Genomic DNA, 16763 nt, shown 5'->3' with positions numbered 1-16763 from the left:
ATCATTTAGCCTTTCGAATAACAAAATTCTTCTTATTTTTCTGCTTCTTATGCTTTTTCTTATGTTTATTCTTTTTACCTTTTTTAGAATGCTTCTTGTGTCCTTGAGTATTTTTTTCTTTATGGTCTGTTTTCTTAGGCTTGGAATTATTTTTCTTAGTCTTTTTCTCTGGATTAATGATTTCAAAATCAACTTGTCTAGAGTCTACATCGGCCTTAACCAGTTTAACTCGTACTTTATCTCCTATACGATAAATATTTCCCGTATGCTCCCCGACTAAGATCATATGTTTATCCACATAGTTATAATAATCATCATCCAAATTAGAGATATGGACCAATCCTTCAACCGTATTAGCGAGTTGAACGAAGATACCAAACTTGGTCACGGAAGAAATAATACCATCGAATTCTTCACCTACCTTATCAACCATAAATTCAGTTTTCTTAAGGCTCTCGGTTTCTCTTTCGGCATCTACACTGCGCCGTTCTGTTTTTGAAGCTTGGTCGGCAGTAACTTCAATGCTTTGACTGAGCTCATCCTTCTTGGCAGGATTTGGCTTGTGGGTGAGATAATAACGGATGAGGCGATGGGCTAAGAGGTCAGGGTAACGACGAATTGGTGAAGTAAAATGGGTATAGTCCTTGGCAGCTAGGCCGTAGTGACCAATTGGCTGGAGGTCATACTTAGCCTGTTGCATACTCCGTAAGGCCATCACTTGGACAACGGGAGCATAACTTTCACCTGCTGCTTCTTCCAGGGTATTTTGCAAATCTTTAGGGCTTACTTTGCCGTCTGTTTTTTTCACATGAACCCCTAAGGTTTGAGCAAATTCAATAAAGGTCTTCATCCGCTCATCATCAGGCGATTCGTGGATACGATAAATGAAAGGTAGGTGGCGCTTAGTAAATTCATGAGCCACGGTTTCATTAGCAGCTAGCATAAAAGATTCAATCATCCGTTCAGCTGTTCCACGTTCCCTAACCACAATATCAAGGGGATGGCCTTCTTTATCAACAATGATTTCAGCTTCAGGCGTATCAAAATCAATCGCCCCTCTGTGATGGCGTTTATCGCTTAAAGACTGGTGGAGTGCAGCCATGTCATTAAGCATAGGTAAAAGTTCAGCGTATTTTTCACTTAATTGTTTATCTTTACCCTCTAATAATTTATTAACGTCATCATAAACCATCCGATAGTCCGATTGGATGATGCTTGGCCCAATATGATAATTTATAACCTTGGCTGATTTAGGATCAATTTCCATCAAGCATGACATAGTTAAACGGTCCTGGTTAGCCTGTAAGGAACAAATCCCGTTGGATAAGCGTTGAGGTAGCATAGGAACCACGCGATCAGTTAAATATACACTCGTCCCACGTTTCCAGGCTTCCTTATCAATAGCGCTTCCTGCGGTAACATAATAGGAAACATCGGCAATATGAACACCTAACTCCAGATGCCCATTGCCAAGTTTTCTTAAGGAAATCGCATCGTCCAAGTCTTTAGCATCAGCCCCATCGATGGTAATCGTAAGTAAGGAACGATAATCATCACGTTTTTGAGCCTCCCCTGGGTCAATTTGCTCAGGGACTTCCTCCGCTTCATCAAGAACCTCCTCAGGAAATTCATGAGGAATATCAAACATATTTAAGATAGCGAGAATATCGACCCCAGGAGCATTCTTATGACCAATGGTTTGGATGACACGGCCAGTCATTTGTAAGGGCTGGTCGAGGGAAGGATATTCTGCAATTTCTGCGATGACAATTTCCCCCTCCACTGGGTGTAGTCCATCACTCAAGACAAAGCAAGTCATCATTTCTTCGCCCTTATTTTGAATCCTTATCCCACCAATATAACCGGATTCGGCTTTTAACTTGTCATTATAGGGAACAAATTCACCGGTCACTCGACTCAAGGCTCTTTCTAGTACCTCTGTAATCGTTCCTTCATCTTTTTGTTCTCCCCGGTTACGTTTAGTCAATTGAACCGCCACTTGGTCGCCATTCATTGCACCACCAGTTTCACCACGGGGGATAAAAATATCATCATCAAAACCTTCAATGGAAACAAAACCAAAGCCTTTTTGGTTTAAAGAGAAGTTCCCTTGATAATGTTTGTCTGATTTTTTAGAAACTAAGCCCCCGTTATCAAGAATTTCGATGTCACCATTCCTTTGTAACTGGGCAACTAATTTTATAAATTCAGGATAGTCATCACTGCTATTGCAATTAAACCTCTGACTCCATTCTTGTATCGTTAAGGGGGTCGCTTCTTTTTTCACTGCAGCGACCAATTGCTGACTGACTTGGTCTATATTCATATATGTTTTACACCACCTGGTTGAGAAATTCGATTAGTGCTTGTTCAAATGCTTGATGGGCTTTGCCAACGGTAATCACATGACCACTATTTTCAAAATAAGCTAGGGTCACCTGAGCATTAGGCATAGCTTCTTTCAATAGACGACCGCTGCTATCGCCAACGAGTTCATCTTGACCGGCTTCGGCGATGAAGTAAGGTTTAGTGATTGCCCCTAGTTGGCTATGCATGGAATTGTTAAAACGATTGATCTTCTCTAGGGAAAGAGATAGGTCCGATTCAATGTCCTTTAATTCCGCTTCCAGAGCCTCCCCACTAAAGACTTCCTTTTCTTTGACATTTCTAGCCATGGCCATAAAAGCCTTTCCTACATTCGTTTCTTCAATGTTTGTCGTCATAATAGGCGTACAGAAAGAGCCGGCTGTTATAAATTGACTCTCTTCTTCAATAAATAACTTGGTGGCAATAGAACCACCCAAAGACAAACCAAAGACCGCTAGCTTGTCATAGCCTTGGCTTTTGATAAAGGCTAAAGCTTGGCGAGCATCCTCGATCCAATCACTTGGATCTGCTGCTAAAATATCTTCTACGCGTCCAGTGCCATGACCGGTTAAATTATGACAATAGACAGTATAGCCTTCACGATTCAAAGCCCGCCCTGTCATTCTTACATCAGCTGTGGTTCCTGTATAAGCATGAAATAAGAGGACAGCTACTTCATTATCGCCGGTAAAATAAAATGATTCTTGCTTTTGCATAGAGGTCCCTGATCTTTCTAAGCTTGACATTTTTCTATAAAAAAAGCTGGGATAAGCCCAGCACTTTCCTAAAACTAGGAAGATAATTTTGCTAAAACGACAGCAATTATCATAAAGGCAAATCCTAGGATGCTAATAATGCGATCCATTGCCGCGTCAAAACCGCGGGCCTTTTTTCCATTCATTCCTTGGTCCATTGCGCCTGTGATATTGGCACTGGAACTTGTTTTGGCTGGGGAAATAATCACTGCTAATATCAATAAAATACTAATTACAATTATTGAAATAAGTAATATATTTTTCAAAAGTTTCCCTCGTCTCTTCTACTAGGTTTCTTAGCAATAGTAACATAATAATCATAGGGACTCAAGGAAAAAACTATTTCGTCTCAGTAGGACAGCTAATCATTATTTACTATGAGGATTTTGAATCATACGAATCTTTTTAATCCCTTTAACACTCATCACATCTTCCATAAAGGTATTGACCTTGCTTAAGAGATCATCCCCACTCACATCGACTAAGGTATAAGCATAATTTCCTCGACTCTTATTGATAATTTTTTCGATGTTAATATCTTCATCTGCTAGGTAACGAGATATCCCAGCCACCATATTAGGAATGTTTTCATTAATAATGGACAGACGTAATGGCGCATTGAAGGTCATTTCCACATTGGGGAAGTTGACAGAATTCTTGATTTCGCCACTTTCCAGGTAATGATTTACTTCTTGGGCCACCATCAAGGCACACTTTTCTTCAGATTGTTCGGTGCTTGCGCCTAAGTGAGGAGTCATAATAAAGTCCTCCCTACCTGCCAATTCTTCAAAATAGAAATCACTAGCAAAGTATTTCACCATGCCATTTTCTAAAAAGGTAAGCATGGCTTGGGGATCAACTATTTCTTGACGTGAATAGTTAAGAATAATCGCTCCTGTTTTAACTAGAGAGAGGTTTTCAAAGCCAATTAAATGGTGGGTTTCTTCGGTATATGGGGTGTGAATGGTAATGTAGTCGGCCTGTTGGAAAATATCTTTCACATCATCACAATAAGACACTTTTTGGTTAATTTGCCAAGCGTTTTTTACGGAGATATAGTTATCATAGCCAATGACATCCATACCTAGTTCAATCCCCGCATTGGCGACCCGAGCGCCGACATTACCTAGACCAATAACCCCTAAGGTCTTGCCCATGAGCTCTTGGCCACGGAACATCTTCTTTCCAGCTTCAACTTGTTTATGGACATCTTCCCCTTCTAAGCGGTTGATCCAGTGTTCTGCTTGAAAGACATTGCGGGAGAGATTAATCATCATAGCAATAACCAGTTCCTTAACTGAATTGGCGTTAGCCCCCGGTGCATTAAAGACAACAATCCCCTTCTCACTACATTCATCAACAGGAATATTATTTACCCCCACGCCTGAGCGCCCGATCGCTTTTAGTTGGGAAGAAAAGTTGTAGTTATGAATATCGCTACTGCGTAAGATAAGAGCATCGGGGTCTTGGTCATTATTAATTAAGTAGCCTTGTTTACGTAAATAATTAAGCCCGGTTTCAGCGATGTTATCTAAAGTATTAATTTTTTTCATGTTTAACCTCACTTTCAAAATCCTTCATGAATTCCACTAAGGCCTCCACACCTGCTTCAGGAAAGGCATTATAGATGCTTGCGCGCATCCCGCCTACAGAACGGTGACCCTTCAAATTAATAAATCCCTTCTCCTTGGCTGCTTGGATAAACTCTTGGTCGATATCAGCATCTTGGCTGGTAAAAGGAATATTCATGAGTGAGCGATCTGATGGAAGGACCGGGTTAATAAAGATTTCTGATTGATCAATGGCTTGGTAGAGTTTTGCGGCTTTTCTTTGATTGATTTGGTCAATAGCAGCTAGGCCCCCCTGGTTTTTAATCCACTCTAGAACTAAACGCATCACATAAATAGAGAAGGTTGGTGGGGTGTTATACAAGGAATGCTTGCTGGCATGGGTTTTATAATCTAAATAAGTCGGAATTACTTGACCATTATCCTCTAATAAATCATCACGAATAATAACCACACTGACCCCAGCTGGTCCAACATTCTTTTGGGCTCCTGCATAGATTAAAGCAAACCGAGAAACATCCACGGGGTGGCTAAGAAAGTCTGATGACATATCAGCGACTAAGTTGGGACTTTTAGCATCAGGATATTTTCGGTATTGGGTTCCCTCAATCGTATTGTTACTGGTGATATGAATGTAATCATAGTCACTGGAATTAAAATCGGTTAAGACGGGTAATTTTTGGTATTGATCGTCTTTAGAAGAGGCTAAAATAGTCGCCTTAGCGGTTAATTTATCAGCCTCTTTGTAGGCTTTTTCGCCCCAACTACCGCCAATAAGATATCCCGCTTTACCGTTTTTCAATAAGTTTAATGGAAGTGCTGAAAATTGCAAGGTCGCACCCCCTTGCATAAATAACACTTGATAATTGGAAGGAACATCTAAAAGTTCTCGTATTAAGGCTTCCGCCCCTTCGATAACCTCTTGAAAAGAGTCTGATCGGTGACTCATTTCCAAAACGGATAAGCCTTGACCATGATAATCAACTAGATTCTCCTGTACATTTTCCAATACTTCTAAGGGTAAAGTTGCCGGTCCAGCAGAGAAATTCCACACACGAGTCATTTTCAACACGCCTTCCTATATAAACTCTATGATTGTTTCAAGATTTTTCTTACCTATAAGTATAGCAAAGACCAGAAAAAAAGCCTATTTAATATTTAAAGTAAAAATAAAAACCAGCCTACTTTTCGAGACTAGTTTTTCCTAGACGATAAAAATAATAAAAAACGCCCTCAACCAGAACCACCACTAAAATAAAGCAAGCCAAGAAGAAAGTCTCTGGCAAGATTTCAATCACTGGGTCGAGCTTGGGATCAAACAACCAAGCATCATTATTGAATAAAACTTGGTGAAATAAAACAAATACTTGATCAAAGAATAAGAGAAAGAGAGGTATTAATAGTAAAGGTAAGACCATTAATCCCTTCATGGGCCGATATAAATAGAAGTAAGCCTGATTATTTTTTAATTTTTTTAGGAAGCGAGCGGATAGCAGACCACTGGTAAATAATAAGATATATAGGCCTTGAAATAGCCGCTTCACTTCATAAAAATGGAAGGCTCCTTTAGGACTCATAAAAAAGTGCTGTAAGGACAAATGTTCAATCCAAGGAAAATTGAGATAAGCAATAATACGATGATAGTCCTGGAAAATCTCCAACCACGTTAAGTCAACGACTTGATTGACCTCTTCAAGATAGGCACTCAGATAATAGAGTGGGGTAAACCAAATCGTGAAGGTAATCGCTCCACACAATATAAAAAGCACCAGGCTGCTAAATCCTAGGTAAAATCGGATATTTCTTGCCATAATTTTCCTAATTCCTCATAATCTTTAACGATATAGTCAGGTCGACCCGAAAAATGCTCCAAGTCTTCCTTGTGATGGACACCGGTCTCAATTAATATCGCCGGCATATCCATACGATTTGCCGCTAGGATATCAGTCGTTAAGTTATCCCCCAACATAGCCACTTCATCGACTTGAAGACCTAACTTAGCTAAGGCTCCGGACATAATCAATTTTTCTGGTTTGCCACAAACCATCGGACGCGTCCGACTTACCTCACTAATCATACGACCTAGTGAGCCAGCACCGGGCACAAATCCTCGTTCATCCGGAAATTGTATATCCGGGTTAGTTAAGTAAAAATCTGCCCCTCTTTGGACTGCAATAGCTGCTTGAGCGAGCTGGTCATAAAAAACACTTTGATTCAGGCCTACGACTACTAGGTCAATCTGCTGATCAATATTTGTTCTTAGTTCAAAGCCTAAGTCACTGACACTCTTTTTAAGAATTTCACTACCAATAATATAAGCGGCCTGTTGGTGATTGACCTGGTGGTAAGCGTCTTTCAGTGCATAAACTAAGGCATCTACACTACTATAAACCCTTTCTGGATCAACCAAGATATGATGTTCTTTTTCTAGGAAAGCTTGGACTTCTTGGTGGGACCTCATGGAATTATTGGTTAAAAATAAAAAGGGCGTTTGACTAGTAATGAGTTTTTCAATAAATGCTTTAGCTCCCTTAATGGGACTTTTCCCACGATAAACCGTTCCATCCAAATCAATCAATAAGCCTTTTATCTTCTTAGCTTTTCTCATCACTTTTTCCTTATTTTAAACGTTTTTTTATCAGTTACTTTAACAGCATTGGCTTTACGACTGGAATTTTTCTTTTTCACCGAGAAGCGCTTACCCACTGTCTTCGTTTGTTTTTTAGGACCTGACTTATGACTTCTTCCTTGGTCATTATGACGGCTTTTCCGCCTCTTCTTGCGCTTAGAATTTTGATTATTCCGTTTACTCTTCAATTGGCGGTTACGTTCATTGATTTCTTCTTCATTACGCAGGTGCTTTAAAACAAAATAATCACAGCCAAAACTACAATATTCATACAAATAATCATCTAAAAAAGAAATTTGCTGGTCAATACTGGTGTGGGGTAATTTATCTTCATAAAAGCCCTTCAAACGCAATTGTTGGAAACTCCAATCGCCCACCACATAGTCATAGCTATCCAAAATATCCATATAGCGGTTAGCTAACTCCTGCTTATCGATGCCCGCTTCAGCATCCTTAACCACTTGAAAAGCTTGGCCATTGATTAAATAGCGATCATCAGCCTGTTGGATGACATCAGCAAAAATATAATTGTCGCTCTTACGTTGTTCTATCCAAGCTTGGCGGTCTTCTGTTTGAGACATTTAATCCCTCCTTATCTCTTGGAATCATTAATTTCTATCTTAGCACACTTTATTTAACACGAAAAGTCTCTTAGTTTTCAAGAAATCCTTCCTCATTAAGTAAAAATAAAAAGGTGGGAGCGACCCACCTTCAATTGATTAAAAACGTTTTTAATTTTTACTTATTAGATTATTTGCTTAAGTTGTAGAATGCATGGATTCCTTGGTATTCAGCAGTTTCACCAAGTTGGTCTTCAATACGTAGTAATTGGTTGTATTTAGCCATCCGGTCAGTACGTGATAAGGAACCAGTCTTAATTTGACCAGCGTTGGTTGATACAGCAATGTCAGCGATGGTTGCATCTTCGGTTTCACCAGAACGGTGGGAAACAACGGCAGTGTAGTTAGCACGTTTAGCCATTTCGATGGCGTTGAAGGTTTCTGTTAAAGTACCAATTTGGTTAACCTTAATTAAGATTGAGTTTGCAATGCCTTCTTCAATACCACGTTTCAAGTAGTCAGTATTAGTTACATAGAGGTCATCACCAACTAATTGTACTTTATCACCAATACGTTCAGTTAATAATTTGAAACCTTCCCAGTCATTTTCATCCATACCATCTTCAACAGAGATGATTGGGTATTTGTTAACTAATTCTTCGATGTATTCAACTTGTTCAGCAGCAGAGCGAACAGCAGCGCCTTCACCTTCGAATTTGGTGTAGTCATATTTTCCATCGATGTAGAATTCAGAAGAAGCACAGTCTAAAGCGATAAAGATGTCTTCACCGGCTTTACGTCCAGCAGCTTCGATCGCGTCAATGATGGTTTGTAAAGCGTCTTCAGTACCTTCAAAGCGAGGAGCAAAACCACCTTCGTCACCAACGGAAGTTTCTAAACCGCGGCCTTTAAGAATGCCTTTCAAAGCGTGGAAGGTTTCAGCACCCCAACGTAAAGCTTCTCTAAATGAAGGAGCCCCTGCAGGCACAATCATAAATTCTTGGAAGGCAATTGGTGCGTCTGAGTGAGAACCACCGTTAACAATATTCATCATTGGAGTAGGTAAAACATGGGCGTTGAATCCACCTAAGTAGTTATACAATGGCACGTCTAATTCATCAGCAGCAGCATGAGCAGCAGCAAGAGAAACACCTAAGATAGCATTAGCCCCTAATTTACCTTTGTTCTTGGTACCGTCTAAAGCGATCATAGCTTCATCAATACCTACTTGGTCAGTAACTTCCATACCAACAATAGCTTCAGCAATCACTGTATTAACATTTTCAACAGCTTTTAGGACACCCTTACCTTCATAACGATCTTTGTCGCCATCACGAAGTTCAACCGCTTCATGTTCACCAGTTGAAGCACCAGAAGGTACTAAACCACGGCCGAATGCGCCTAATTCAGTATATAATTCTACTTCAACGGTTGGGTTACCACGGGAGTCCAAAATTTCACGGGCATGGATGTTAGTAATTAATGACATAGATTTTATCTCCTTTTATCTAATTAATTTTATAATCTATTTGATGAATTATTCTGCAGCATTAACCAAGGCAAGAAAATCGTCGACTTGAAGACTAGCTCCCCCGACTAAGGCGCCATCAATATTTTCTTGGGCTAAAATATCTTTTACATTAGCTGGTTTCACTGAGCCACCGTAAAGGATACGGACAGCATCGCTAGCTTCTTGACCAGCAACTTCAAAAACAACGTCACGGATGTGGCTACAAATTTCTTCAGCGTCTTCTGGAGAGGCGGTTTTACCGGTACCAATTGCCCAGATTGGTTCATAAGCAATGACACTTTTGGCAATTTCCTCTTGGCTAAGTTCCTGTAAAGCTGCCTTAATTTGTCCAGTGATCCACTCTTTAGCAATGCCTTCTTCACGTTGGTCTAAAGTTTCCCCACAACAAATAATTGGGGTCATGCCATTATCGAAGATTGCTTTAGCTTTCTTAGCAACATCTTCATCAGATTCACTAAATAATTCACGACGTTCAGAGTGACCGATAACCACATAGCTCGCTCCTAGATCAGCTAAAGCTAAAGGTGAAATTTCTCCAGTGAAAGCCCCACTATTTTCATAGTAGCAGTTTTGAGCACCAACTTTAATGTTAGTGCCTTGACTTTCAGAGAGTAAGCTTTGAACGTATAGAGCTGGTGGGCAAACCAAAACTTCAGCCTTTTCGTTACCACTTAATTTAGCTTTCAAGTCTTCAATAAAAGCTTTTGCTTCACTAGCGGTTTTATTTAATTTCCAGTTTCCGGCAATTAAAACTTGTCTCACTTTGTTCATCCTTCCTTATTTTTCACTTAACGCTTCAACACCTGGTAGAGGATTACCTTCTAAGAATTGTAAAGAAGCTCCCCCACCGGTAGAAATGTGTGAGAATTTTTCTGCAAAGCCTGAATTCTTAGCAGCTGATGCAGAATCCCCACCACCAACAATAGTAATGGCATCGTCAAGGTCAGCAACCGCTTTACATACGGCATTGGTACCAACGGCAAATTTTTCCATTTCAAAGACACCCATTGGGCCGTTCCATACGACCGTCTTGGCATCTTCTAATTGTTTAGCGAATAATTCATTGGTCTTAGGACCGGAATCCAATCCTTCCCAACCTTCAGGAATGGCATCAGCAGCCACTACTTGCGTATTAGCGTCATTTGAAAAGTCATCGGCAACGACAACATCTACTGGCAGGTAGAGTTTGTCCCCCGCTTTTTCCATGATTTCTTTGGCTAATGAAACGCGGTCTTCTTCCAACAAGGAGTTCCCCACTTCATAACCCTTTGCTTTTAAGAAGGTATAAGCCATACCCCCACCAATAAGGACTTTATCAGCCTTATTAAGCAAAGATTCAATCACGGCAATTTTATCGGATACCTTAGCCCCACCTAGGATAGCTACAAATGGCCGCTTAGGATTATTGACGGCATCCCCTAAGAAGTTTAATTCCTTTTCCATCAAGAAGCCAGCTACTGCATGGTCAACATTGGCAGAAATACCGACATTCGATGCATGGGCGCGGTGAGCAGTCCCAAAGGCGTCGTTAACAAAAATACCATCGCCTAATGAAGCCCAGTATTTGCCTAATTCAGGATCATTACCTGATTCTTTCTTGCCATCAACATCTTCAAAACGGGTGTTTTCAAAGAGTAAAACTTCCCCATCATTTAATTGGTCGATAGCTTCTTCTAACTCTTGTCCTCGAGTAGCAGGAACAAAGACTACTTTTTGCCCTAAGAGTTCTTCTAAGTGTTTAGCGACTGGAGCAAGAGACTTGTCTTTTTTGTCTTCTTCACTTTTGACTTTGCCTAAGTGAGAAAATAAGATCAATTTTCCGCCTTGTTCAATCACATATTTAATCGTTGGTAGGGCTTGGACCATACGATTATCATCGGTAATCTCTCCATCCTTCATAGGGACATTGAAGTCAACCCGCATTAAAATCTTTTTGCCTTGGACATTAACATCTTTTACAGTTTCTTTTGCCATATTCATTTCTCCTTTTTCTATCACTTAGAAAAAAGGCAGGGAGCGTCTGACTCCCCGCCTTTACATGGATAGACGCTTTTATTAAACGTTAGCGTTTATTATAACTTAGCGAAGTATTCTAAGGTACGTACTAATTGTGAAGTATATGACATTTCGTTGTCATACCATGCAGCAGTCTTCACTAATTGCTTACCGTCAACGTCCATAACTTTAGTTAAGGTTGCATCGAATAAGGAACCATAAGTCATACCTACAATATCTGAAGAAACGATTTCATCTTCGTTGTAACCGAAGGATTCATTTGAAGTAGCCTTCATAGCAGCGTTAACTTCTTCAACGGTAACATTCTTTTCAAGAACGGTGAAGAATTCAGTAATAGAACCAGATTTAACAGGTACACGTTGTGCGGAACCATCTAATTTACCATTTAATTCTGGTAACACTTGACCAACAGCTTTTGCAGCACCGGTAGTGTTAGGAATAATGTTTTCTGCAGCGGCACGTGCACGACGGAAGTCTCCCTTACGGTGTGGAGCATCCAAGGTGTTTTGGTCCCCTGTATAAGCATGGATAGTAGACATTAAACCTTCAACAATACCAAAGCTCTTGTTTAAAGCATCTGCTAAAGGTGCTAAACAGTTAGTGGTACATGAAGCACCAGAAATAACAGTTTCATCCCCTGTTAAGATTTCGTGGTTGGTGTTGTAAACGATAGTTGGAATATCTGCTCCACCTGGTGCAGTAATAACAACTTTCTTAGCGCCACCTTTTAAGTGTAGTTCAGCTTTTTCTTTTGATGCAAAGAAACCAGTAGCTTCTAGAACAACTTCTACACCTAAGTCACCCCAAGGAATTTCAGCTGGGTCTGGATGAGACATAACTTTAACTTCTTTACCGTTTACTTTGAAGGCGTCATCTAGGACTTCAATTTCACCATTGAAACGACCATGAGTGGTATCATATTTCAATAAGTGAGCTAACATTTTTGAGTCAGTTAAATCATTGATTGCAACTACTTCTAAACCTTCAACATCTTGGATACGACGGAAAGCTAAACGTCCGATACGTCCAAAACCATTAATACCTACTTTTACCATATTAATAATTTTCCTCCTTCGGAAATAAAAATATTTTTAATGAGTTTCCTCATTTAAAACCTGATTACTTACCCCTAAATCCGTCACTAAGACAAAATTAAAGGGTGCGAGTTTTGCAAAAGCTTGAATGGCTTTTGCTTTAGCACGTCCGCCAGCAATTAGAATGGGATATTGAATATCCTTTATTTGATCTAATTGTAAACCAATACGGGGCATTTGATAAACTATTTCCCCCTCTTTGGTGTAAAAACACCCGAATGCTTCCCCAATAGCTCCTTTAGCAAGGATTTTATCAATCAATTCTGATGAAAATCCCCGTCTTTGGGCCATGATTTTAGCATCGCCAACACTAAATAATAAAGCATCAGTCCGCTTTAAAATATTTAATGTTTCTTGAATGGAGGGCTCTTTTACCAATAAGTCTCTCGTTTCTTCAGTAAGAACATCAGGAACGTAGAGAGAATTAGTGGTCCCGTTTAAGCGGTGTGCGAGTTGGTCACTAATTGTATTTGCCTGAATTGCCACCGAATCGCCCATGCCACCACGGGCAGGAACTATCGTAAAATGCCGATTCTTAGTTAAAACTTTACGGTTTAAGCTTTTAGCAACCTCGAGTATTGTCGAGCCGCCTGAAACAGCCACCGTAATGTATCCTTCTGGCAAAGTATTGGCTAAATAGTTAGATAGGAAAACCCCTATTTGCGCCAAGGTACTATTTTCTTCATCAAGATTACTCTCAATAATATGTACCTCATCGATACCTAGTTGCTTTTCTAAGCGTTGTTCCTTAGCAAATAAACTAGAATCTTCATGGAGCATTTCACGAGCAAAAGCTAAAGCTTCCTCACCCTTAGCGGTGATAACCATTCCATTTCTAGTGGAATCTAGTAACCCTTCTTTTTTAAGGATATTCGTTTCACGCCGGAGTGGTCGCTCAGTCATGTCTAACTTCTTTGCCAAAATTTGGCGACCAATAGGTTGAAAGCGTAAGACCATTTGTAAAATTTGCATCCTTTTTTTAAAGAGGTCTTCCAATTCAGGAACCACTTTAAGGATTCTACTGTAAACGGCTTTCATGACATTCAACTTTCTATTGCATGGACTTTTATTGTCCGTCATGCCTTTTTTTGACCAACATAGTGCAAAAAAATTTGAGCAGTTCTATCTGCTATTCATTTTTCTACACTAGTAGTATAACAAGAATATCATGCAGCCGCAAGCATTTTGCAGTGAAAATCCAAATTTTATAAAAACCGAGTGTACTTACTTAAGCTACACTCGGTAATCATTCTGTATATGTCTTGCAAGGCTTTAAGATACTATTCTTGACCTTTTAGTCCTTGGTTAGAAGCCATGATTTCATCAATGATGCCATAGTCCTTAGCTTCTTTGGCAGTCATCCAGTAATCACGGTCCATATCTTTTTCTACTTTATCGATATCTTGACCAGAACGTTCAGCAATAATTTCTTTTAAGGTTTGCTTGGTTTGTAAGATATGACGAGCTGAGATTTCAATTTCAGTGGCTTGACCTTGAACGCCACCTAGAGGTTGGTGAATAAGCACTTCAGAATGCGGTAGGGCATAACGTTTTCCTTTTGTGCCGCCAATTAATAGGATTGAGCCCATAGAAGCTGCTAGACCAGTAACTATGGTGACAACATCGGCATTAACAAATTGCATGGTGTCGTAAATTGCCATTCCTGCAGTTACTGATCCCCCTGGACTATTAATGTAAATATAGATATCTTTTTCATTATCTTGAGCATCTAAGAAAAGTAATTGGGCAATAACACTGTTTGCCATATCATCATTAACTTCTCCACTGAGCATAATAATACGGTCTTTCAATAAGCGTGAATAAATATCATAAGCGCGTTCGCCACGAGGTGATTGTTCAATCACTGTAGGTACTAAATTCATTTCATTTCCTCCTTTTTCAACTTCCTAATCATTATAACCTTAATAGTCAATATAGGTCAATAGATAAACTTATGGCACTTTTCCTGGGGAATATTTGGAGATATTTATTATAACTTGCCATTAACGCCCTTCAAAGCAGGAGTAAGCTAGCTTTTTACTAGTCTTTATCTGATTTTGCGAGTGAGGCTACTATAGTAAGAAATCATTGATATCAATAATACTTTTTTCAAGAAAGTTCTTAACAAGAGCATGCTATTTGTGCTATAATACATTTATTGCTTGCACCCATAGTGTAATGGATATCACGTAAGATTCCGGTTCTTGAGATGGGGGTTCGATTCCCTCTGGGTGCGTTTCGTAAAACCAGTGAAGTCTAAAAATGACTATTGTTGATTTTACAGTGTATCTAGAACTAACTAAAACTTAGTAAAGTCTAATATTAGCTAGTTTTTGCTCGAAATTCTATAACTTTTCTATATCAAGAATATTGTCATACCAGCACGTAGCGCCCCTCTGGGTGCTTTTTTTTATAGCATTCTTATCTCTATTAGTGCACAAATAATTTATAGTTACCTATTTCTCTGCTCTATTATCTCTTCTATATAACCTTCTTCAATTGATTCCGCTTTGAACTTTTCTTTATAAGATTAAAGTATCCTATCAAAGTTTAACCAATTAATTATGGTGTAAGTAGCTCCCCTCTCCTCATCTTTGTTTATTTTTTATAAGATATATATTCAAAGTAAAATAATTTTAAAATAATAATATTTACTTAATACGAAATTTTATTTATTTTTATTTTACGACCTAATATAATTATTGTTAACAAATTTAAGGAGGGAAAAAATGAAAAATAATCATAAAAATGCATTTGGAGGGATAAGTTTAATAATATTTATTATTATAATCCTATTTATTGGATCATATTCGGACCATAAAGACAAAAAAGATACATCAGCATCTCAATCTAGCCATACATCTGAATCTTCTAAAAAATATAGCGAATCTCATTCAAAATCAAGCGAATCTCACACGTACAAAACAGAAAGTTCAGAGTCTAAATTAAAGGATAATACTCCTCAAGAATATAAAAACGCATTGCAAAAAGCCACGAGTTATTCAAATCATTTCTACATGTCAAAAAGTGGGCTTTATGATCAGCTAACTTCCGAACATGGAGAGCATTTTTCTCCTGAAGCGGCTAATTATGCTATTACTAATGTAAAAGCTTCCTGGAAAAATAACGCTTTAGAAAAAGCTAAGAGCTATAGTTCTCATATGTCTTTGTCAAAGCTGGGCCTCTACCAGCAACTAGTTTCAGAGCATGGGGAAAAATTCACTCCCGAGGAAGCTCAATATGCTATTGATAACGTTCAAGCCAATTGGGAAAGAAACGCTTTAGAAAAAGCTAAAAGTTACTATACAAATATGTCCATGTCAAAGGCAGCAGTCTATGATCAGTTAGTATCGCAATATGGAGAACAATTTACTCCGGAAGAAGCTCAATATGCTATAAACCATTTGCCAAACTAAAATATATATAAGGAGGTAATCTATGATAAGCACTTCTACGTCAATAACATTGGCGACAATGTCATTGCTTTTTACCGTTGCTTTACTAGGAATTGCTATTTACGAAAAGATTAAAGGTAATCCTGTCAAAAGAATATTACTCGTTGCTCTAATCCCATTTATCCTTTTGTTGGTATTCTCTAGTAAACGTCTAAGCCCACGGATACTCAAGGATAATCCTGCTCAAACAACACGAAGAGTATGTGAATTGACGGGATATGACCCTAAAGGCGTGGAGAAAGAAGACGGTGATATTAGTGAAACCCCAAAAAGAGATAAATTTAAACTATACAGATTGAAAGACCATGGTGTGATAAATGTCACCGACGATGAGAAAAGAGTGAATAGTTTCTCTATTTATAATGTCGATAAAGGGTTCATCCTTGAATTATTTAAAGAACTTGACTATCCAATAACCGATCAATTTAGTGAAGTAAACGAATCTGAAACGATGTCATTTGACAATACAGATAATATAGGAACACTTTTAATTTATAATAAAGACAATAATAATTATTCTATATCAATTATGTATAATTCTAATGAATTTAAAGAGATGAAAGGTATGGTTGACTTTTTACGCAGATCAACTATACGAAAGAAAACATCATTAACTGACGATGATTATTGGAATAGTGATCTGTGGTCTTATGATTTAGACTAACAAAAAGTCCACTCTTAAATCTTAGCGAAACGGGATATTGCCCAAACCTTCTCACACACGGTTTATAATAAAGCAAAGACCCATCCGCTATCTGGGCATGTCCTCAGATAGGGATAGGTCTTTT

General features: G+C 38.8%; 16 protein-coding genes and 1 tRNA gene. 3 read left to right on the top strand and 14 right to left on the bottom strand.

Translation table 11 applies throughout. The features are described from left to right. Position 1 precedes the first annotated feature (1 nt). The 14 genes from rnr to clpP form a co-directional block, all read right to left on the bottom strand. Entirely contained in the window at positions 2 to 2326 is a 2325-nt protein-coding gene (gene rnr / locus AWM73_RS03560) for a ribonuclease R (RefSeq protein WP_060778102.1), read from the bottom strand. 7 nt (positions 2327 to 2333) lie between these two features. Then, positions 2334 to 3083, bottom strand: a complete 750-nt coding sequence (locus AWM73_RS03555; RefSeq protein WP_060778101.1) for an alpha/beta hydrolase — start codon at positions 3081 to 3083, stop codon at positions 2334 to 2336. A 74-nt stretch (positions 3084 to 3157) separates the two neighbouring features. Then, positions 3158 to 3388, bottom strand: coding sequence for a preprotein translocase subunit SecG (gene secG, locus AWM73_RS03550; protein ID WP_060778100.1), 231 nt, complete (start codon positions 3386 to 3388; stop codon positions 3158 to 3160). Between the two features lie 102 nt (positions 3389 to 3490). Further along, entirely contained in the window at positions 3491 to 4675 is a 1185-nt protein-coding gene (locus AWM73_RS03545) for a 3-phosphoglycerate dehydrogenase family protein (RefSeq protein WP_060778099.1), read from the bottom strand. After that, entirely contained in the window at positions 4662 to 5753 is a 1092-nt protein-coding gene (serC, locus tag AWM73_RS03540) for a 3-phosphoserine/phosphohydroxythreonine transaminase (protein WP_060778098.1), read from the bottom strand. The genes AWM73_RS03545 and serC overlap by 14 nt, the downstream gene beginning before the upstream one ends. 118 nt (positions 5754 to 5871) lie before the next feature. Beyond that, complete coding sequence (locus tag AWM73_RS03535; protein ID WP_060784997.1) at positions 5872 to 6501, bottom strand: TIGR01906 family membrane protein; 630 nt, start codon at positions 6499 to 6501, stop codon at positions 5872 to 5874. Continuing rightward, the gene (locus AWM73_RS03530) at positions 6474 to 7298 is read right to left on the bottom strand and encodes an HAD-IIA family hydrolase (RefSeq protein ID WP_060778096.1); all 825 of its coding nucleotides are present in this window, start codon (positions 7296 to 7298) and stop codon (positions 6474 to 6476) included. The genes AWM73_RS03535 and AWM73_RS03530 overlap by 28 nt, the downstream gene beginning before the upstream one ends. Beyond that, a complete protein-coding gene (locus AWM73_RS03525; RefSeq protein WP_060778095.1) occupies positions 7298 to 7900 on the bottom strand; it encodes a YutD family protein in 603 nt (200 codons plus the stop codon). The genes AWM73_RS03530 and AWM73_RS03525 overlap by 1 nt, the downstream gene beginning before the upstream one ends. A 169-nt stretch (positions 7901 to 8069) precedes the next feature. After that, positions 8070 to 9368: a phosphopyruvate hydratase gene (eno, locus tag AWM73_RS03520; RefSeq protein WP_060778094.1), complete on the bottom strand. Its 1299-nt coding sequence runs from the start codon at positions 9366 to 9368 to the stop codon at positions 8070 to 8072. Positions 9369 to 9416: 48 nt separating this feature from the next. After that, entirely contained in the window at positions 9417 to 10172 is a 756-nt protein-coding gene (gene tpiA, locus AWM73_RS03515) for a triose-phosphate isomerase (RefSeq protein WP_060778093.1), read from the bottom strand. A 15-nt stretch (positions 10173 to 10187) separates the two neighbouring features. Continuing rightward, a complete protein-coding gene (locus AWM73_RS03510) occupies positions 10188 to 11384 on the bottom strand; it encodes a phosphoglycerate kinase (RefSeq protein WP_013668894.1) in 1197 nt (398 codons plus the stop codon). Between the two features lie 98 nt (positions 11385 to 11482). Continuing rightward, on the bottom strand, positions 11483 to 12481 hold the full coding sequence (gene gap, locus AWM73_RS03505; protein ID WP_060778092.1) for a type I glyceraldehyde-3-phosphate dehydrogenase: 999 nt from the start codon (positions 12479 to 12481) through the stop codon (positions 11483 to 11485). A gap of 36 nt (positions 12482 to 12517) precedes the next feature. Then, positions 12518 to 13558: a sugar-binding transcriptional regulator gene (locus AWM73_RS03500; RefSeq protein ID WP_060778091.1), complete on the bottom strand. Its 1041-nt coding sequence runs from the start codon at positions 13556 to 13558 to the stop codon at positions 12518 to 12520. A 242-nt stretch (positions 13559 to 13800) separates the two neighbouring features. After that, positions 13801 to 14403: an ATP-dependent Clp endopeptidase proteolytic subunit ClpP gene (clpP, locus tag AWM73_RS03495; RefSeq protein WP_060778090.1), complete on the bottom strand. Its 603-nt coding sequence runs from the start codon at positions 14401 to 14403 to the stop codon at positions 13801 to 13803. A gap of 281 nt (positions 14404 to 14684) precedes the next feature. Between clpP and AWM73_RS03490 the strand changes: the two genes are divergently transcribed. The 3 genes from AWM73_RS03490 (at position 14685) to AWM73_RS03480 (ending at position 16639) form a co-directional block, all read left to right on the top strand. Then, positions 14685 to 14756 (top strand) — tRNA-Arg (locus tag AWM73_RS03490). 493 nt (positions 14757 to 15249) lie between these two features. Then, positions 15250 to 15936, top strand: a complete 687-nt coding sequence (locus tag AWM73_RS03485) for an Ltp family lipoprotein (RefSeq protein WP_060778089.1) — start codon at positions 15250 to 15252, stop codon at positions 15934 to 15936. A gap of 22 nt (positions 15937 to 15958) precedes the next feature. Continuing rightward, entirely contained in the window at positions 15959 to 16639 is a 681-nt protein-coding gene (locus AWM73_RS03480) for a hypothetical protein (protein WP_060778088.1), read from the top strand. Positions 16640 to 16763: the final 124 nt, after the last annotated feature.

The sequence above is a fragment of the Aerococcus urinae genome (genome assembly GCF_001543175.1).
Classification (GTDB): Bacteria; Bacillota; Bacilli; order Lactobacillales; family Aerococcaceae; genus Aerococcus; species Aerococcus urinae.
The sequence above is the reverse complement of the archived record's forward strand: the minus strand, read 5'-3'. Positions and strand labels throughout refer to the sequence as shown.